The sequence below is a fragment of the Amycolatopsis lurida genome (assembly GCF_900105055.1).
Taxonomy (GTDB): Bacteria; Actinomycetota; Actinomycetes; order Mycobacteriales; family Pseudonocardiaceae; genus Amycolatopsis; species Amycolatopsis lurida.
In genome coordinates, this window is the sequence record NZ_FNTA01000004.1 from 2,269,222 (window position 1) to 2,288,594 (window position 19,373).

Consider the following 19,373-nt stretch of genomic DNA (forward strand, 5'->3'; position numbering starts at 1 on the left):
GATGACGAATCGCGAAGTGGAAAGGGCGGGGCACCGTCGCCCGCGCGACGACGGTGCCCCGCCCCGGTCTAGCGGATCATCACGGGAGGCCTGCCAGGCCCGCGCTCACCGTGTTCGACCACGCGTAGCCCTGCGAGGCGTCCCAGTTGATCGACCAGGTCATCGCGCCCCGGATCGTCGGGTACGTCGTCGAAGGCTTGAACGAACCGCAGTTCGTACCCTTCGCCAGGCAGTTCAGCGCGTTGACCGTGTTGCCGGGCGCCTGGTAGCCGCCACCGGCCGCCGAACCCGACGCCGGCAGGCCGAGCCCGACCTGGTCGGCGCGCAGACCGCTCTGCAGCTGGATGCAGGCCAGCGCGGTGAGGAAGTCGACCGTGCCCTGCGAATAGACCTTCTGGTCGCAGCCGAGCATCGAGCCGCTGTTGTAGTACTGCATGTTGACGATCGTCAGGATGTCCTTGACGTTCAGCGCCAGCTTGAAGTACTCGGCCGCCGGGCTCTGCATGTCGATCGTCTGCGGCGCCATGGTGATGATCGAGCCGCCCGCCGCGTGGATGCTGCGCAGCGCCTGTGCCATGTAGGTCGCGTTGACGCCGTTCTCCAGGTCGATGTCGACACCGTCGAAGCCATAGGTCGCGATGAGCGACTTCATGCTGTTGGAGAAGTTCGTGGCCGCGGCCGCGGAGTCGACGCGGATCGTGCCCTTCTCACCGCCGACGGACAGGATGACCTTCTGCCCGCGCGCCTGCGCGGTCTTGATGTCGGCCTTGAACTGCCCGTCGGTGTAGCCGCCGAGCTGGCTCGACAGGCCGGAGTCGAGGGTGAAGGTGACCGCGCCCGGCGTGGCCGTCGCGTCGGCGAAGGACACCGCGATGATGTTGTACTTCGTCGGGACGTCGGCGAGCTTGAGCGCCTTCGCGCCGTTGTAGAAGTTCTGCCAGTAGCCGGTGATCACGTGCTTCGGCAGGTTGCCGGTCGGCGGGGTGCTCGTCGTGGTCGTCGGCGAGCTGGTGGTGGTGGTCGTCGGGCTCGTGGACGTCGTCGGCGTGGTCGGTGTCGTGGTCGGCGAACCGCCGGGGCCGTCGAGGTTCACGTCGTCCGCGAAGTACGCGGGCTGGCCGTACCAGCCGTGCAGGTAGATCTCGACGCTCGTGGTGGACGCGCCGGTGGTGAAGCTCAGCGAGAGCTGCGACCAGCTGCCGCCACCCGGGGTCCAGGTGTTCTTGTCACCCGTCCCGGTGCCGGTGACACCCAGGTAGGTGTAGCTGCCCTGCACCCACGCCGAAAGCGTGTACGCGGTGTTGGCCTTCACGGCCACGCTCTGCGAGCAGCGGGCGTTGTCCTGCCCCGCCGGGGTGGCGCTGAGCGCGCGGGTGCCCGAGTGGACCGGCGTGGTGACCACGGAGGACGTGCCGGTGCAGGTCCAGCCGCTCGTGGTCCCGAGTTCGAATCCCGGGTTGGTCAGGATGTTGGCGGCCGAGGCGTTGCCCGAGACCGCGAAAGTCACCCCCAGGCACACGGCCAGTGACGACAGCAGGGCGAGGAACGCGTGTTTCGGCTTCACTTTCACGACTGGCCTCCACGAACGGGTGATGTCGGCCACATCAAAATGGTACAGACCAATACAACTGTCAAGGGTTCGGTTAGGGGAGGCCATACGAAAGTCGGCTCGGCGCGAGCGGCAGAATGCAGGGTCCGAGAGCACCCGAGGGCGGATTCAGGAGCGTGGGAGTGAGCGTGCAGGGCCTGCAGACAGTCGAGCAGAAGATCGCCGAAGAACTCGGTGTGCGCGAAGGGCAGGTCAAGGCGGCCGTCGACCTGCTGGACGGTGGATCGACCGTGCCGTTCATCGCCCGGTACCGCAAAGAGGTCACCGGGATGCTGGACGACACCCAGCTGCGCACCCTCGAAGAACGCCTCCGCTACCTGCGGGAGCTCGGCGAGCGCAAGGTCGCGGTACTGGAGTCGATCCGCGGCCAGGGCAAGCTGGACGAGGCGCTCGAAGCGTCGATCATGGCGGCGGACACCAAGTCCCGCCTCGAAGACATCTACCTGCCGTACAAGCCCAAGCGGCGCACGAAGGCGATGATCGCCCGCGAGGCCGGTCTGGAGCCGCTCGCCGACGGGCTGCTGAGCGACCCGAACACCGACCCGCAGGCCGCGGCCGCGGTGTTCGTCGACGCCGACAAGGGCATCGCGGACGCGCAGGCCGCGCTGGACGGCGCCCGCGCGATCCTCGTCGAACGCTTCGCCGAGGACGCCGACCTGATCGGCGAACTGCGCGAGAAGATGTGGGCCGAAGGTCGTCTGGCCTCGAAGGTCCGCGACGGCAAGGCCGAAGAGGGCGCGAAGTTCTCCGACTACTTCGAGTTCTCCGAGCCCTACACCAAGCTTCCCTCGCACCGGATCCTCGCGATGTTCCGCGGTGAGAAGGAGGAGATCCTCGACCTCACGATGGAGTCCGAAGAGCCTTCGGAGGAACCGAAGACCGGGCCGACCGAGTACGAGAACCGCATCGCCCACAAGTTCGGCATCTCCAACGAAGGCCGCCCCGCCGACAAGTGGCTCGGCGACACCGTCCGCTGGGCTTGGCGGACGAAGATCCTGCTGCACCTCGGCATCGACCTGCGGATGCGGCTCCGCCAGTCGGCCGAGGACGACGCCGTCCGCGTGTTCGCCGCGAACCTGCGCGACCTGCTGCTCGCCGCTCCGGCCGGCACGCGCGCCACGATGGGCCTCGACCCGGGTTTCCGCACCGGCGTCAAGGTCGCCGTCGTCGACGCGACCGGCAAGGTCGTCGACACCCACGTGATCTACCCGCACCAGCCCGCGAACAAATGGGACCAGTCCATCGCCGAACTCGCCGCGCTGTGCGCCCGGCACAAGGTGGACCTGATCTCGATCGGCAACGGCACCGCGTCGCGCGAGACCGACAAACTCGCCGGCGAGCTGATCAAGAAGCACCCGGAACTGAAGCTGACGAAGGCCGTCGTCTCCGAGGCGGGCGCGTCGGTCTACTCGGCGTCGGCGTTCGCGTCGCAGGAACTGCCGGGCATGGACGTCTCGCTGCGCGGCGCGGTCTCGATCGCGCGCCGGCTGCAGGACCCGCTGGCGGAACTGGTGAAGATCGACCCGAAGTCGATCGGCGTCGGGCAGTACCAGCACGACCTGTCGGAGATCTCCCTGTCGCGTTCGCTCGACGCGGTGGTCGAAGACTGTGTGAACGCCGTCGGTGTGGACGTCAACACCGCGTCCGCCCCGCTGCTGACCCGCGTCTCGGGTATCACGACGACGCTGGCGGAGAACATCGTCGCGCACCGCGACGAGAACGGTCCGTTCAAGACGCGGAGCGGGCTCAAGGAGGTCGCGCGGCTCGGCCCCAAGGCGTTCGAGCAGTGCGCGGGCTTCCTCCGGATCCCGGACGGCGACGACCCGCTCGACTCGTCCTCGGTGCACCCGGAGGCCTACCCGGTGGTGCGGCGGATCCTGTCCTCCACCGGCACGGACATCCGCTCGCTGATCGGCAACTCGCGGACCCTGCAGGCGCTTAAGCCCACCGAGTTCGTCGACGACACCTTCGGTCTCCCGACGGTGACCGACATCCTCGCCGAACTCGAAAAGCCGGGCCGCGACCCGCGTCCGGCGTTCAAGACCGCGACCTTCGCCGACGGCGTCGAGAAGATCGGCGACCTCAAGCCGGGTATGCGGCTGGAAGGCGTCGTGACGAACGTGGCCGCGTTCGGCGCGTTCATCGACGTCGGCGTGCACCAGGACGGCCTCGCGCACGTCTCGGCGCTGTCGAAGAACTTCGTCAAGGACCCGCGTGAGGTCGTCAAGCCCGGCGACATCGTCAAGGTGAAGGTCCTGGAGGTCGACGTGCCGCGCAAGCGGATCTCGCTGACCCTGCGGCTGGACGACGAGCCCGGCAAGCCTGCTCGTGAGCAGGGCGGCGGCGGTCGGGACCGCGGCCAGGGCGGTCAGCGCCAGGGCGGCGGACAGCGGCAAGGCGGCCGTGGTGGCGGCCGGGACCGCGGCGGGAACTCCGGTGGCGGCGGCGCCATGGCGGACGCGCTCCGGAAGGCCGGCTTCGGCAAGTAAAGCTGCTGAAGGGCGCTTTCCCCGCATGCGATGCGGGGAAAGCGCCCTTCACCGCGTCAGATGCGGGGAAAGCGTCCTTCAGCTCAGGGATTCATGGCGTAAGCACCCGAGAGGTCCCGCACCAGCGACCACACGTGATCGAAGCGGGCCGCGTCGACGACGGGCTTCCGGATCGAAGCCAGCGCGAGCGCCTGCTGCGCGTCGGTCGAGGATGACTTCCCGTGCAGCTCGATCGCCGTGAGGCTGAAGTCCTGCACCAGGATGGCGAAGATCTGGTCGACCACCTCGGTCTCGATCCCGGTGATCTCCGCCTGCTCCAGCACCAGCTGCCCGTAGACGACCAGCGTGAACAGCTCGGTCAGCGCGAGGCCGAAGTCGATGTCCTGCTGCTGCGCCTCGTCCGGCGCGGCTTCGGTGAACAGCTTCACCAGCGCCTCGGCCTGTTCGGTGAACCGCGCGACGTTCGGGATCGCGGACGCCTTGGCGTAGGCCTCACGCCAGTCGTGGAACCGCACCTTCGAGAGCCCGCGCGCGGGGCCCTGGCGGAACAGGAACTCGTCGTCGGCCGCGTCGGAACGGGTCGGCACCGGCTCGTAGGCCTGCGGCGCGAACAGATAGGCGGGCACGAACTTCGCGATCAGCGCGAGGTTCACCGCCACCGTCCCTTCCAGCTTCGGCAGGCCGTCGATGTCGTTCTTGGACATCGCGAGGTAGGTGTCCGCCTCGAAACCCTTGGCCGCCACCACATCCGCGACCAGGCCGATGACCTTCTGCGCCTCGGTGGTCACCTTCATCTTGGTGATCGGGTTGAACAGCAGGTACCGGCGGTCGTCCGCGTTCGCGCTGCGGAAGTAGTCCACGGCACGGTCGGAGAACAGCTTCATCGCGACGAGCCGCGCGTACGCCTCGACGAATTCCCGGCGCACGTGCGGGAATTCGGTGACCTTCTTGCCGTAGAGCACCCGATTGTGCGCGTGCGTGATCGCCTCGTACAGCGAGTGCGTCGACATCCCGATGCCGCCGAAGCACAGGTTGAACTTGCCGATGTTGACCGTGTTCAGCGCCGCGGAGAACGCGTCGGCACCAACGTGCAGAATGTCCTCTTCGGACACCGGGTAGTCGTCGAGCTCGAACTCGGCGACGTACATCTGCGACGGGACGACGTTCTTCACCACGCGGTAGTTCGGGTGTTCCGAGTCCGCGTAGAAGAACACGTACTGGTCCGGGCCCTCGACACCGTCGATGCGGCCGAACACCGAAACGGTCCGCGCGCAGTTGCCGTTGCCGATGTAGTACTTCGATCCGTTCGCACGGTAGCCGCCCTTGCCGTCCGGGGTGAGCACGAGGTCCGACGAGTAGATGTCGGCCCCGTGCTCCTTTTCGGACAGCCCGAACGCGGCGACGCCGCCTGCCGCGAGCGAGTCCGCCGCGCGTTTGCGGGCGGCCTCGTTCGCGCTCTGCCACACCGGGCCGAGGCCGAGGATGGTGACCTGCCACGGATACCAGTAGTTCAGCCCGTAGAAGCCGAGGATTTCCGACAGGGCCGCGACCCGCGCGGTGTCCCAGCGCTTGTCAGGGTTCCCGTCGGCGTTGGTGCCGGGAGTGAGGAACGTCGAGAAGAGCCCTTCCTTGCCCGCGAACTCGATGAAGTCCGCGTAGAAGGTCCGGTCGTGGTAGTCCTCGACGAGCTTGCGTTTGCCGCGCTGTTCGAACCACTCGATGGTGGCACGCAGCAGGCGACGCGTCTCCGGGTCGAACTGCCGTGGGTCGTACCCACCCGGGTTCAGCAACAACGCGGTCGCCTTTTCGCTCATGGTCACTCCTGGTCAGCCGAAGTTACTACCCGGTAACCGTAGCGCTTCGCTTCGCCGTCCGGCCACCGAACTCGATCGAAGTCACCTCCCCGTGGTCGTTCCGCAGGAAACGCGCGGTGGGCTTGCGGGTGTCGCCGGCGGGGGCGATCGCGTCACCGCCCACGAAAACGGCCTCGAACGGCGGCGGCGAGGGGAAGCCCTCGACATCGGCCACCAGTTGGGCCCAGAGGGCGCCGGCGCGGTCCTCGACCACGAACGCCAGGTCACCGGTCTGATAGCGGCCCAGGTACTCGGCGATGTCCGGCTGCCGCACCGGCGGCGGGGTCGCGAGCGGCGGCAGCCCGACCAGATGTTCCAGGCACCAGTCGACGATCTTCGCACCCAACGCGGACCCGCCCGCGCTATTGGTCAGCACCGTGACGGCGAAGTCGTGTTCCGGCAGGGTGACGAACTCGGACAGCTGCAGATTGCTCACGTTGCCGCCGTGCCGGACCAGCCGAGCGGCGCCATGGGTCGTGTGCAGCCAGCTCAGCCCGACCTCCTCGAACCGCAGCGCGGCCTTGCGCTGCGGCGCGCGCATGAGGTCGCGGGTGGCTTCGCTGAGGGGAGGCTCGCCCTCGGCCTCACCGGTCAGGAAGAACCGCGCCCATTTCAGCTGGTCTCCCGCCGTCGACCACAGGCCCCCGCTCGCGCTGTCCGCGCGGGTCAGGCCCACCGTGTGCGCGACCGCCGCTTCGCCGTCTCGCAGCACGTGACCGACGGCGTGACGGCGCGTGAGCACCTCCCACGGCAGGTAATACGACTCGGTCATGCCGAGTGGTTCGAGCAGCCGGGCGCGGACCACGTCCTCGAACGGTTCGCCCGCCACCACCTCGACGACCCGTCCGGCCAGCTGGAACCCGGCGTTGCAGTAGGAGAAGACCTCGCCGGGCGGGAAGTTCTGCGGCAGGTCGCCGAACTTCGCGATCGCGAGCGCCAGCGCGTCGTCACCCCACCCGGTGGTGAAGTCGACGTCGCCGAGGAACCCCGCCGAATGCGTGAGCAGATGACGCAAGGTCACCGTCTTCCGCGCCACCGGATCCGCCAAGGGAAGGTCGGGGAGGTACTCGACCACCGGCCTGTCCAGGTCCAGCACACCGTCTTCGACCAGGGCCAGTGCGGCGGCCGCGGCGAAGGTCTTGCTGGTGGAGCCGATCATGAACGCCGTGCCGGGATCGACCGGTAGCCCGGTGTCCACACTGGACACCCCGGTGACGAACACCGACTCCACACCCCGGTACGTCACCCCCACCACCGCTCCGGGGACGCTCGCGCGACGCGCCTCCTCGTCGAGCACCCCTTGCAGATCCTGAACGTTCGACACCCGTGTCCCCTTTCGTCCGGTCAGGCCAGCGTTTCAGCACGACGCCGCGCCCGGCTCGTCCGAACCGACGAACATCGCCGGACCGGTGCGGGCGATATCACGTAGCCCGGGAGATCAGGACCCAGTACACTGGGCGACGCGGTCCGCTCAGTTCTGCCTCGGGCCGCGTTTCGTTGTCGAAGACCACGCGCCGCGGCCCCCCGAGGTCTGCGCCGGGCAGGACAACCCTTTCTATCCTTACGGAGATACCAGGGCGCACCTGTGCCCACACGCTTATGAGCACACCTACTTTTACCGAACTCGGCCTGCCCAAGACCCTCGTGGACTCGCTCGCCGAACAGGGCGTCACCAGCCCGTTCCCGATCCAGGCCGCCACACTGCCGCATTCGCTGGCCGGCCGGGACGTCCTCGGCCGCGGCCGCACCGGCTCCGGCAAGACCTACGGCTTCGTGCTGCCCGTCCTCGCCCGGCTCGCCGAAGGCCCGACGCGCCGCCGCCCCGGCCGCCCGCGTGCGCTGGTGCTGGCGCCGACGCGCGAACTGGCGACCCAGATCGAGGCGTCGTTCCTGCCGCTGGCCAAACCGCTCGGTCTCAGGGTCACCACGATCTTCGGCGGCGTCAGCCCCAACCCGCAGATCACCAGGCTGCGTGACGGCGTCGACATCGTCGTCGCGTGCCCCGGCAGGCTCGCCGACCACATGCGCTCCGGCGAGGCGAAGCTCGACCATGTCGAGATCACCGTGCTGGACGAGGCCGACCACATGGCCGACCTCGGCTTCCTGCCCGACGTCCGGCGCATCATGGCCGAGACCCCGGAGCGCGGGCAGCGGCTGTTGTTCTCCGCGACCCTCGACGCGGGCGTCGACGTGCTGGTCAAGCGCTTCATGCACGACCCGGTCACGCACAGCGTCGACTCGGCCCAGTCGCCGGTCTCGACGATGAAGCACCACGTGCTGCACCTGGAGGAGACCCACCGGCTGCCGGTGCTGATCGACCTCACCGCCGCGCCGGGCCGCACGCTCGTGTTCACCCGGACGAAGCACCGCGCCAAGCAGCTGACGCGCAAGCTCATGGCCTCCGGCGTGCCGGCGGTCGAACTGCACGGCAACCTCGGCCAGACGGCGCGGACCCGCAACCTGGAGGCGTTCGCCTCCGGCGCGGCGAAGACGCTGGTCGCGACCGACATCGCGGCGCGCGGCATCCACGTCGACGACGTCACGCTGGTCATCCACGCGGACCCGCCCGTCGAGCACAAGGCGTACCTGCACCGCTCCGGCCGGACGGCGCGGGCCGGGGCGTCCGGCACCGTCGTCACGCTGATGACCGACGCGCAGGTCGGCGACGTCCGCGACCTCACCCGCAAGGCGGGCATCAAGCCGACCACGACGCAGCTCGGCCCCGGCCACCCGCTGCTGTCGGAGCTGGCGCCCGGTGAGCGTTCGTTCACCGCGTCGCCGCGACGGCCGATCGTGGACACGCGGCCGAAGCGGGTCAGCGCCAGCGGTGAAGCCATCCCGGGCAAGGGCGACGACGAAGACCGTCCGGCAAGTGGTGGACGTGGCGGCCGCGGTGGTCGCGGCCGTGGCCCCTCCGCCGGTGGCCGCGGCGCTTCCGGTGGCGGCCGTCGTAGCGGCTCGTCCGACGGCCGCTCGCGTCAGCCTCGCTCCGAGGGCGACCGCCGAGGTGCTCCCGCCGGCCAAGGCCGTCGCGCGGCCGAGCCCACCGGACGTCGCGAAGGCGCGCCCAAGGGCGGTGGCCAGGGTCGTCGCTCAGCCGACTCCCAGCCGCGCCGCGGCTCCGGTGCCGCGAAGCCGCAGTCCTCGCGGAACCAGTCCGGTGGCGCTCCGGCCCGTCGTGGCGGTGCCGCCGCTTTCTCCTCCGGGACCCGCGCCGGCTCGCGCCGCTCGCGCTAGTCCCGCCCGGCTTCCGTCCCGCGAGTTACGCCTTCGAACACGCGAGATCCGGCTTCAAGCACGCGAGTTACGCCTTCCGTCACGCGTGATCGGATGGCCGGCACATGAGTCGTCCGTCTGATCACGCGTGTCGTCCGCCGGATCACACGTGCCGTCCGTCTGATCACACGTGACGGCCGCCGGATCACACGTGACGGAAGGCGTAACTCGCGTGATCAGGGGCGGATCACGCCTGGCGGGCGGCGGCGCGGGCTTCAGCGGCCGCGCGACGCTCTTCGAAGCGCGAAGCTTGGGTGTCGAGGGCCTTCAGGAACTGGTCGAGTTCGTCCCGCGCCTTCTCCCCCACTTCGCCGAGCCCTTCGAGCTCGAAGATCTTCCACTGCCGCAGCAACGGCCAGATCACCTCGTCGTGGTGGATGCGCAGGTCGTAGATGCCCGCCTTCGCGATCAGCGCGGCCTTCCGCACGAAGCTCGGGATCACCGCGCCCGGCATCTGGAACTGGACGACCTCGTCGGTGATGGCGCGCATCATCGCGTCGGGTGAAAGCTCCAGCGACGCCTGCACCAGGTTCCGGTAGAAGAGCATGTGCAGGTTCTCGTCCATCGCGACTCGCGAAAGCAGCTTCTCGCACAGCGGATCCTGCGTGTACTTCCCGGTGTTGCGGTGCGAAATCCGCGTCGCCAGCTCCTGGAAGGACACGTACGCGAAGACGTTCAGCAGCTCCTTGTCGCCGCTGTCGTACCCGGCCTGCATGGTCTGCATCCGCGCCCGCTCCAGCTCGACCGGGTCCACCGCGCGCGTCACCAGCAGGTAGTCGCGGATGCAGATCCCGTGGCGGCCCTCTTCGGCGGTCCAGCGATGCACCCACGTGCCCCACGCGCCGTCGCGGCCGAAGGCGCGCTCGATCTCGCGGTGATAGCTCGGCAGGTTGTCCTCGGTGAGGAGGTTGACCTCTAACGACGTCCGCGCGATCGGCGACACCCGGGACTGCTCGGGATCCCACGCCTCACCGCCGAGATCGGCGAAGTTGCGGCCCTCGTCCCAGGGCACGTACTCGTGCGGCATCCATTCCTTGGCGACCGAGAGATGTCGATTGAGGTTCTCCTCCACCGTTCCCTCGAGCTCGAGCATCAGCCGGGTGGTTTCGGGGACCGCCATGCGTCTCGTCCTTCCAGGGTACGGAAAACGCCTACCTACGACACCGTAACTTACGGTGTCGTAGGTTTGCCACCTCCGGAAGGTGAACGCTCAGGAGCCGGCGACGGCCGCCAGCTTCGGCACCAGCTGCTCGATCGCGTACGGGATGCTCAGCACGGTGTTGAACGAGATCGCGGCCCCGACCGGCGGGTTCTCGTAAGTGATGAACAGATCCCTCTTCTCGCCCGAGACCTTCAGCCGCTGGTACACCGGATCGGCCCGCACCCTGGTCTCCGCGTTGACGTCGGAGTTCAGCCACACCAGGCGATCCGCGTCGAACAGGTCGAACCGTTCCGAGGAGACCTCGACGACGTTGTTCTCCGGTTTGCTCAGCGCCTTGACCGGCTCGAAGGGCCGGAAGCCCAGCTCGGTCATGAAGATCATCTTGGGGTCGGTCGTGGTGAACGCGGAGAACTTGCCCGCCTCGAAGGTGTCGGCGACGACCATCGACAGCTTCGCGAACCCGAGATGCTCGGCGCGCGCCTGCGCGAACCGCCGGTCGATCCCCGCGATCAGGTCTTCGGCCTTCTGCGGGAGCCCCAGCGCGCGGCCCACCATCCGGGTCATCTCCTGCCACGGCGCCGCGTAGTCCTCGTACTTCGGCGGCTGCGCGACGACCGGCGCGAGCTGTGAGAGCTTGTCGTACTGCTCCTTCTTCATCCCGCTGTACTGGGCGAGGATCAGGTCCGGCTTCAGCGCGGCGATCTTCTCGAAGTTGAAGTCGTCCCGTTCGCCGACGACCTCCGGCTGCTTGTCACCCCAGCGAGCCTGGGTCCACGGCCACTTCCCGTACGGCCGCTCCTTGAACCAGTCGACGGCGCCGACCGGCCGGATCCCGAGCGCCAGCACGGCGTCGTGGTCGGACAGGCCGAGCGTGACGATCCTCGAAGGCTGCTTCTCGACCGTCGCCGACCCGTATTTGTGCTCGACGGTCACCGGGAAGGCACCCCGGGACTCCGGCGGCACCAGGCTCTCGTCGGCCGATTGCGAAGAACCACAACCGGCCACCAGCAGCGACATCATCAGCGCGGTCAGGGTCGCCTTGACCCGCACCCCAGTAACGGACATGCGGGTAAGGCTAGCCTGACCAAAGTCCTAAAGGGACGCGGTGAGACCACGCGCACGTAGGACCGAACGTTCCAGCGGACGGAATACCACCAGTTCGATACCGACGCCGACCAGCAGGATCAGGAAGATGGCCGACATCACGGCCTCCATGCTGTTGAACGACGAGCCTTCGTGCAGGTAGGCGCCGAGTCCCTTGCCGAGCGCCGGGGACAGCGCGATCAGCTCGGCGGCCATCAGCGAACGCCACGAGAACGCCCAGCCCTGCTTGAGCCCGGCGAGGAATCCGGGGAGCGCGGCGGGCAGCAGGATGTGCCGCGCGGACGACAGCCTGCTCGCGCCCATCACCTGGCCCACTCGCGGCAGTATCGGCGGGATCTGGTCGATGCCGGCGACCAGGCCGTTGGCGATCGAAGGCACCGAACCCAGCAGGACCACGAAGTAGATCGACGCGTCGTTCAGCCCGAACCACAGGATCGCCGCGGGCACCCAGGCCACCGACGGAAGGCTCTGCAGCCCGGTCAGAAACGGCCCGACCGCGGCCCGGACGACCCGGACCTTCGCCACCAGCAGCCCGAGCGGGGTCCCGATGACCACGCCGATCAGGAAGCCCAGTGCGGCGCGGTGCACCGATGTCCAGACGAACTCGAAGATGTCGCCGTCGACGGTGATGCCGACGAGTTCGTCCCACACCGCGAGCGGCGCGGGAAGCATGGCCTCCGGCCAGAACGCGGCGGCCCACAAGGCCTGCCACAGCGCGACCAGCAGCGCCAGGAAGACCACCGGCGGCACGAAGCCCCGCAAGAATCGCTTTCCCCGGCTTTCCCGGCGTTCCCCGGTGGGGGTGTCGAGCGAGTCGAGTCCCGCGCCGACGGCCTCGTCGGCGTCTTCCGCCGCGGTTTCGGGGCGGTCAAGCCGCGGCATGGGTACTGATCACCTCCCGGAGGTGACCGGTGATCTCCAGCGTCAGCTCCTCGGCGTCGGAGGCCTGGACGTCGCGCCATTCCCGCACGACCCGGCCAGGCCGCGACGACAACAGCACGACCCGCTGGCCGAGCCGGACCGCCTCGCGGACGTCGTGGGTCACGAACAGCACCGACGTGCCGGTGCTGCGGTAGACGCGCAGCAGTTCACCCTGGAGAACGTCGCGGGTGATGGCGTCGAGGGCGGCGAACGGCTCGTCCATCAGCAGCAGCGACTGCTCCGGGTCACCGCCGACGCGCAGGGTGGCGGCCAGCGCCCTGGCGAGCGCGACGCGCTGCCGCATCCCGCCGGACAGCTCGTGGGGCCGCTTGTCGCCCGCGCCGCCGAGGCGGACGAGTTCGAGCAGTTCGGCCGCCTTTGCGCGACGCTCGGACCGGCCGAAACCCGCGAGGCGCAGCGGCAGTTCCACATTGCGGGCCGCGGTCAGCCACGGCATCAGCGCGGCCTCCTGGAACATGACCGCGGGCCGCGAGGTCTCGAGCGTGATCGAGCCCGAGGTCGGCCGGTCGAGACCGGCGACCAGGTTCAGCAGGGTGCTCTTGCCGCAGCCGGAGGCGCCGAGGAGGCAGACGAACTCGCCGGGGGCGACCGTCAGATCCATCCCGTCGAGGGCCACGACGGCGCGGCCGGTCGGCCCGAAGGCCTTCCGCACCCCGTCGAGGCGCACGGCGACACCGGTGGACAGGCCGGGCTCCAAGGTGGTCGTCATCGCTGATCCCCTCCGGTCACTTCGTCAGCCCGGGCGCGTTCACGCCGGGCTTGCCCTGCTCTTCGAGCACGGCGTTGAGCGGGCCGAAATCGGCGAACCCCTTGAGGTCCACCGCGGACTTCACCACGCCCGCGGTCACCGAGTCCTGCGCGAGCTGGCTGAAGGTCGACGCCACCGGATCGATACCAAGTTCGATGCCGGAGAACGCGCGATCGAGAACGGCCTCGCTCAGTGTGCTGCCCGCGAGCGCCTTGAGTTCACCGTTGACGACCTTTTTCGCCTCGGCGGGGTTGGTCTTCGCCCACTCGATGGCGGCGAGTTCACCCTTGAGGATGGCGGTGACGGTCTCCGGGTGCTGCTGCAGGAACTCGCTGCGGACGATCACGACCGTGGTCGGGAATTTGCCTTCGGGCCACAGCGTCTTCTCGTCCAGCAGGACCTTCGCGCCCGCGTCCAGCACGAGCCGCGAGGACCACGGCTCCGGCAGCCAGCCGCCGTCGAGCTCACCCTTCTTGAAGGCGTCGAACGTCTTCGGGTTGTCGAGGTTCGTGACCTTGACGTCGGGGATCTTCTTCTCGGCGACGAACTTCTTGAGCGCGACGTCCTGGGTGTTCGCCAGCGACGGCGTCGCGATGTTCTTTCCGGTGAGCTGCTCCGGCGTGGCGATCTCCGGCTTCACGACCAGCTGGGCGCCGCCGGTGACCGCACCGGAGACCAGCTGGATGGCGCCCTTGGACTTGGTGAAGGCGTTGATGGCCGGGCCGGAGCCGATGAACGCGATGTCGAGCGAGTTGCCGAGCAGCGCGTTGACCTCTTCGGGTCCGGCGTTGAACGTCTGGGTGGTGAGCTTCGTCGAGCCGAGCTCCTTGGCGAAGAAGCCGTTCTTGGTCCCGATCAGCGCGGGCGCGTGGGTCACGTTCGGGAAGTACCCGACGCGAACCTCTGCCGCGGCTCCCTGGCTCTTCTGCTCCGCCGGGGCGGCGCCGCTGTCCGCGCGTGAACATCCCGCGATCCCGCCGGCCAGTGTCAGGGCGGCGAAGGCCGCGGCCAGCAAGCGGGTTCTGTGGTGGGTGCGCACGGAAGGTCGCCTTTCGGAGGGTACGACTCGGCTCGGGTGGTGGCGCGAGAGTCGCATGTTCACCCGCGTACCTGCATCGCCATCCGAATGACGGGAAAGATGCTGAGAATCCTTGACACCAGGCGGAACTCCTGTTCCACATTTCAGGACCGGTGTAACGGATCGGGCCGAACGGGCGAATCACGCTTAGTGGTGACGCACCCTCGTACCGTCGCGATGGCGGGCGTGCTGACCGCCGGGATCGGCATGGGCGTCGTCGCGTCGACGCTCAAGATCGCCGACGGCACGCACACCGTGCTCGACACCACCCTGTCCACGACGACGGGGTTCCTCTTCCTCCTCGCCGGCGCGGTCGCGCACGTGCGCCGGACGTCGAACCCCATCGGCCTGCTCATCGCACTGGCCGGGCTCGCGTTGTTCACCGAGGACCTGCAATTCGCCGACGAACCGCTGGTGCACACGGCCGGTCTGGCGCTGTCGGCCGCGTCCAGCCCGGTGATCGCGCATCTCGTGCTCGCCTTCCCGCACGGGAAACTCCGGTCACGCTCCGAACGGGTGCTCGCCTTCTCCGCGTACGCCGTGGTCTTCGGGTCGGCCGTCCTCGGCCTGCTGGTCAACGACGATCCGCAGAACCTCGCCGCCGTCGCCGCGTCGCCGGAGGCCGAACAGCTGGTCAAACGGCTGCTGGAGCTCGTCGGCGCGCTGATCGGCGGCGGGGTCGTGGTGGTGCTGCTCTACCGCTGGCTCACCGGACGGCTTCCGCAGCGCCGGCTGCTCTCGCCTGTCCTCGCGATCGCCGTGGTCGGCGCGGTGAGCACCACGGTCGGCAACGCACTCGGCTCCGGGCATCCGTTCTCCGAACCGCTGCTGGACGTCTACCGGATCTCGTTCTGCCTGTGGCCGCTGACGTTCCTGATCGGCGTGCTGCGGGCGCGGGTCGGCAACGCGGAGATGATCCGGCTCCTGCTGGAACGCGACGGCACCGGGCTGGCCGCGCTCGTGCAGGACGATGAAGTGTGGAAGGACAGCCGGTCGATCGACGCGCTCAACGCGGCCGCCGGGCTGGTGCTGGACAACCAGCGGCTCGCCGCGGAACTGGAGGAGCGCCTCGTCGAGGTCCAGGCCTCGCGTGCCCGCATCGTGGCCGCCGCCGACGACGAACGGAGGCGGGTCGAGCGGGATCTGCACGACGGCGCCCAGCAACGCCTGGTCAGCGTCGTCCTGCTGCTGCGGATGGCGGAACGACGGCTCGGGGACGAACTCACCCCCGCCGTCGCGACGCTGCTGAGGAGCACCATCGACGAACTGCAGGCCACGGTCACCGAACTGCGCGAACTCGCGCGCGGGCTCCGCCCCGCGATCCTCACCGAGGCCGGGCTGATCCCCGCGGTCCGGTCGCTGCTGGACCGCGTCCCGCTCACCGTCGATCTCGCGGGCGAGGACGTGCCGCGGCTCAGCGGTGCCGTCGAAGCGACGGCGTATTTCGTCGTCTCGGAGGCGGTCACCAACGCCTTGAAACACGCGCGGGCGGGCGAAGTCCGCGTGTGCATCCGCGTCGAGGACGACGGCCTGCGGGTGGACGTCCACGACGACGGCACCGGCACGGCCGACATCGGCGGCGGCTCCGGGCTGCACGGCCTCCGTGACCGGGTCCGCGCGCTCGGCGGCGAACTGACCGTCGCGAGCGACCCCGGCTCGGGCACCACGGTTTCGGCCGTCATCCCGCTCGACGGTTAGGCCAGCCCCCGGATCGCGCGTGACGGCGGCCGCGTCCCCTGGATGGAGGCGACCATCTCCAGCACCTGACGCGTGCGCCGCACCTCGTGCACCCGGAACACCTTGGCCCCCTCGGCCACCGCCCAGGCCGTCGCGGCGAGGGTTCCGTCGACCCGCTCCGCGAGTTCCACGCCGAGTGTCTCGCCGACGAAGTCCTTATTGGACAGTGCCATCAGCACCGGCCAGCCGGTGTCGGCCAGTTCCCGCGCGTGCCGCAGCAGCGCCAGGCTGTGCCACGTGTTCTTGCCGAAGTCGTGCGTCGGATCGATCAGCACCCCTTCACGCGGGACACCGAGCGCGACCACGGCTTCGGCGTGCGCCGTGGTCTCCGCGACGACGTCCGCGACGATGTCCGGGTAGTGCACCCGGAACGGGCGGGTGCGCGGGACGGCCTTCCCGGTGTGCGAGCAGACGTAGCCGGTGCCGAACTCGGCGGCGACCTCGGCCAGTTTCGGGTCGGCTCCCGCCCAGGTGTCGTTGATCAGATCCGCGCCCGCTTCCGCCGCACGCCTGCCCACCTCGTGGCGCCAGGTGTCGACGCTGATCACCAGGCCGGGGTGCAGTTCGCGGATCCGCTCGACGAACGGGACCACCCGTCGGATCTCTTCCTCGACGCCGACCTCCGCACCGGGGCCTGCCTTGACCCCGCCGATGTCGACGATGTCGGCGCCTTCCGCCACCACCCTGTCGACGGCGGCGAGCGCGGCCGGATCCGAAAAGGTCGCCCCCTTGTCGTAGAAGGAGTCGGGGGTACGGTTGACGATCGCCATGACCAGGGCGCGGTCTCGGGCGACGCGGCGCCCGCGGAAGGTCAGCTCGTTCACGTACCGATCGTAGGCGAGCGGACGTCTTCCCGGTGAGTACCGCCCATCGGGACCGTCCCGGCGACCGGGAGCACCCGTTCGGGTGACGTATCTGATATATGACGTAAGAGATCGGATCTCTCTTGACTCTCCGTCGAAGCCGCGGGTAGACGTTGTTCAGCCGGGATGGCGACGGACGGCGGATCGGCATCCCGGCCACTCACTCCCCCGGTTCCCCGGCGCAGGAAGGGCCTCGAATGTCCCCAGATCCTCTTCGCGCGGCACGGCTTTCCCGGCGCACGGTGCTGGCGGGAACCGCGGGCGCCGTCGGCGCGCTCGCCCTGCCCGGCGTGGCCTCCGCGGCTCCGGTGGATTGGTCGCGCGCCGTCGTCGACTCGACGATGAAGCGGCACACCCCGGCCACCCTCGGCGGCTGGGGCTACACCCGCGGCCTCTACCTCTACGGCCAATACCTGGTGTACCGGCGTACCGGCGAGAAGTCCTACCTCGACTACATCCTCGCCTGGTACGACCGGTTCGTCACCGAGAGCGGGATCTCCAACAATTTCACCAACCTGGACGCGATGCGCTCCGGGCAGATGTTCCCCTTGCTGTACACCGAAACCGGGCAGGCGAAGTACAAGACCGCGGCGGACCAGTTGCGCGCGCGGTTCCCCTCCTATCCCCGGACGTCCGACGGCGGGATGTTCCACGCCACGAGCAGGGTCGGGCAGCTGTGGGCGGACGGCGTGTACATGGCGCAGCCGTTCCTCGCCCTGTACGGCAAGACCTTCGGCGATGCCGCCTACTGTTACGAAGAGGCCGCGAAGAACGTCAGCGTCTACTTCGACCGGCTCAAGGAACCCGCGAAGGGACTGCTGTACCACGCCTACGACGAAGACGGCTCGGAACCGTGGGCATCGGGTCCCGGGCGGCATTCGAAATTCCACTGGGGCCGCGCGATCGGCTGGCTCGGGATGACGGCGATCGACCTCCTCGAAATCCTCCCGTGCGACCATCCGCGACGCCGTCGTCTCGTCGACGTCGTGAAATTCCTCGCCGCGGGGTACACACGCTGGCAGGACAAGGCTTCGGGGCGCTGGTTCCAGGTCGTCGACCGGGGCGGCGACAAGGACAACTGGCTGGAGACCTCGGCTTCGGCGATGTACACCTTCCTGCTTTCCCGCGCGGTGGAACGCGGCTACCTCGGCGCCGAGTACCGGCCCGTGGCCGCGAAGGGCTATCGCGGGGTTTTGTCCCAGGTTTCGACCGGAACCGACGGATTGACCGATATCTCGAACATCTCCGAAGGCACGAACGTCGGCGACACGGCGTATTACTACGCACGAAAACGCAACACCAACGATTTCCACGGTCTCGGTGCGTTCCTCATCATGAATGAGCAACTCGCCCACTGAGGTCGCCGCACCGGCCGAAGGGCGCTTTCCCCGCTTCCGACCTGGGGAAAGCGCCCTTCGGTCGTTTTCCGGCCGGATTCCGGGTATTGACCGGAGGCGCTACCATCGCGTGCTGCGACGCCCACTCCCAGGAGGGACGACCGGATGCGCGAGACGCCGACCCCGGCTTCTTATACCCGGCTCGAACTCGGTGACACCAGCACGATCCAGGTCGGTGTGACGGTTTCCCCGCACATCTCGCTGGTTTCGATGCTCGTCGAGGTCGTCGGCGGGTACGACCGCGGCCTGCCCGCCGCCTGGCGCCGTCAGGTGGGCTCGGCGATCCCCGAGCAGGGATACCGCGCGGCGAGCTCACTCGCCCGCCGCGGCACCTCGGTGCAACCGGACTTCATCGTGCCGATCAGCCCCGGCGAGGACTCTTCCGCCGTGGCTCAGGCGGAAATGCTGCGTGAGCTGACGGAATCCGACGTTCTGAAAGGCTTGGAAGAGGTCTTCGGCGACCGGGTGCCCGCGCAGTGGCGGCAGGCCACCGACCATCCGAGACGCTGGGCCGCCTCGCTCGCGGACGCCTTCACCGCGACCAGGCTGGCGACCGAAAACCTCTGGACCAAGGCCCGGCCCCTGCTCGACCGCGAGATCGAACGGATCGGCGTCGCCTCCGTCCGCGGCGGGACCGACGCGGTGCTCGGCCTGCTGCGACCGCATTTCCGGTTCAGCAACGGCTGTCTGCTGCTGCCCGACCCCGAGCCGGCGAAGTACACCGTCCGCGGCCGCAAACTGATCCTCGTCCCGATGCTCGCGGGCACCCGCTCGGTGGTGTCCAACTTCGACGAAGAGGACGCCATCTGGATCGGCTACCCGCTGCCCGGACTCGACGGCCTGCTCGACGGCGGCAAGGCCGAACCGGCCCCCGGGGTCGACGGACTCGACCTGGTCGTCGGCGCCCACCGCGCGAAACTGTTGCGGCACTTGGGTAAGCCGGCTCGGATGGGCGAGATCGCGAATCTGCTGTCCTGCGCCGCGAGCACCGCGACCTACCACTGCGAACAGCTCGTCTCGGCGGGGTTGATCCAACGGCATCGCGAGGGTCAGGTGGTGCTCGTGGTGCGGACGCCTCGCGGTGACGCGCTGGTGGACCTGCTCTCCTGACTCGT

At 68.9% G+C, this 19,373-nt stretch carries 14 protein-coding genes; 5 read left to right on the forward strand and 9 right to left on the reverse strand.

The window, feature by feature from the left end:
* Nucleotides 1-79 precede the first annotated feature (79 nt).
* Nucleotides 80-1,570 (reverse strand): chitinase, encoded by a 1,491-nt coding sequence (locus BLW75_RS15695; RefSeq protein WP_034323129.1) that lies wholly within the window; start codon nt 1,568-1,570, stop codon nt 80-82.
* Nucleotides 1,571-1,731: 161 nt separating this feature from the next.
* Here BLW75_RS15695 and BLW75_RS15700 point away from each other — a divergent pair, with 161 nt between their 5' ends.
* Nucleotides 1,732-4,098: a Tex family protein gene (locus tag BLW75_RS15700; RefSeq protein WP_034323126.1), complete on the forward strand. Its 2,367-nt coding sequence runs from the start codon at nt 1,732-1,734 to the stop codon at nt 4,096-4,098.
* Between the two features lie 83 nt (nt 4,099-4,181).
* Here the strand turns inward: BLW75_RS15700 and BLW75_RS15705 are convergent, their stop codons facing one another.
* Both BLW75_RS15705 and BLW75_RS15710 read right to left on the reverse strand, forming a co-directional pair.
* Entirely contained in the window at nt 4,182-5,912 is a 1,731-nt protein-coding gene (locus BLW75_RS15705) for an acyl-CoA dehydrogenase family protein (RefSeq protein WP_034323122.1), read from the reverse strand.
* 25 nt (nt 5,913-5,937) lie between these two features.
* Entirely contained in the window at nt 5,938-7,275 is a 1,338-nt protein-coding gene (locus BLW75_RS15710) for a serine hydrolase domain-containing protein (RefSeq protein WP_091597667.1), read from the reverse strand.
* A 275-nt stretch (nt 7,276-7,550) separates the two neighbouring features.
* On the opposite strand from BLW75_RS15710, the gene BLW75_RS15715 reads away from it, so the two are divergent.
* On the forward strand, nt 7,551-9,188 hold the full coding sequence (locus BLW75_RS15715; protein WP_034323117.1) for a DEAD/DEAH box helicase: 1,638 nt from the start codon (nt 7,551-7,553) through the stop codon (nt 9,186-9,188).
* 226 nt (nt 9,189-9,414) lie between these two features.
* On the opposite strand, the gene BLW75_RS15720 is transcribed toward BLW75_RS15715, so the two are convergent.
* From BLW75_RS15720 to BLW75_RS15740, 5 genes are all read right to left on the reverse strand, one after another.
* Complete coding sequence (locus BLW75_RS15720; RefSeq protein ID WP_034323114.1) at nt 9,415-10,347, reverse strand: acyl-ACP desaturase; 933 nt, start codon at nt 10,345-10,347, stop codon at nt 9,415-9,417.
* A 90-nt stretch (nt 10,348-10,437) separates the two neighbouring features.
* The gene (locus BLW75_RS15725) at nt 10,438-11,454 is read right to left on the reverse strand and encodes an iron-siderophore ABC transporter substrate-binding protein (protein ID WP_091597670.1); all 1,017 of its coding nucleotides are present in this window, start codon (nt 11,452-11,454) and stop codon (nt 10,438-10,440) included.
* A gap of 27 nt (nt 11,455-11,481) precedes the next feature.
* Nucleotides 11,482-12,375: an ABC transporter permease gene (locus BLW75_RS15730; RefSeq protein WP_034323112.1), complete on the reverse strand. Its 894-nt coding sequence runs from the start codon at nt 12,373-12,375 to the stop codon at nt 11,482-11,484.
* Entirely contained in the window at nt 12,362-13,144 is a 783-nt protein-coding gene (locus BLW75_RS15735; protein WP_034323110.1) for an ABC transporter ATP-binding protein, read from the reverse strand. Before BLW75_RS15735 ends, BLW75_RS15730 begins: the two co-directional genes overlap by 14 nt.
* 16 nt (nt 13,145-13,160) lie before the next feature.
* The gene (locus BLW75_RS15740) at nt 13,161-14,222 is read right to left on the reverse strand and encodes an ABC transporter substrate-binding protein (protein WP_034323107.1); all 1,062 of its coding nucleotides are present in this window, start codon (nt 14,220-14,222) and stop codon (nt 13,161-13,163) included.
* 216 nt (nt 14,223-14,438) lie between these two features.
* Here BLW75_RS15740 and BLW75_RS15745 point away from each other — a divergent pair, with 216 nt between their 5' ends.
* On the forward strand, nt 14,439-15,959 hold the full coding sequence (locus tag BLW75_RS15745; protein WP_091597673.1) for a sensor histidine kinase: 1,521 nt from the start codon (nt 14,439-14,441) through the stop codon (nt 15,957-15,959).
* Here BLW75_RS15745 and folP read toward each other — a convergent pair.
* The gene (gene folP / locus BLW75_RS15750) at nt 15,956-16,822 is read right to left on the reverse strand and encodes a dihydropteroate synthase (RefSeq protein ID WP_034323104.1); all 867 of its coding nucleotides are present in this window, start codon (nt 16,820-16,822) and stop codon (nt 15,956-15,958) included. The two genes, BLW75_RS15745 and folP, sit on opposite strands and share 4 nt — an antisense overlap.
* A 236-nt stretch (nt 16,823-17,058) precedes the next feature.
* On the opposite strand from folP, the gene BLW75_RS15755 reads away from it, so the two are divergent.
* Nucleotides 17,059-18,219, forward strand: coding sequence for a glycoside hydrolase family 88/105 protein (locus BLW75_RS15755; RefSeq protein ID WP_034323102.1), 1,161 nt, complete (start codon nt 17,059-17,061; stop codon nt 18,217-18,219).
* 144 nt (nt 18,220-18,363) lie between these two features.
* Nucleotides 18,364-19,368, forward strand: a complete 1,005-nt coding sequence (locus tag BLW75_RS15760) for a winged helix-turn-helix domain-containing protein (protein WP_034323099.1) — start codon at nt 18,364-18,366, stop codon at nt 19,366-19,368.
* Nucleotides 19,369-19,373 lie beyond the last annotated feature (5 nt).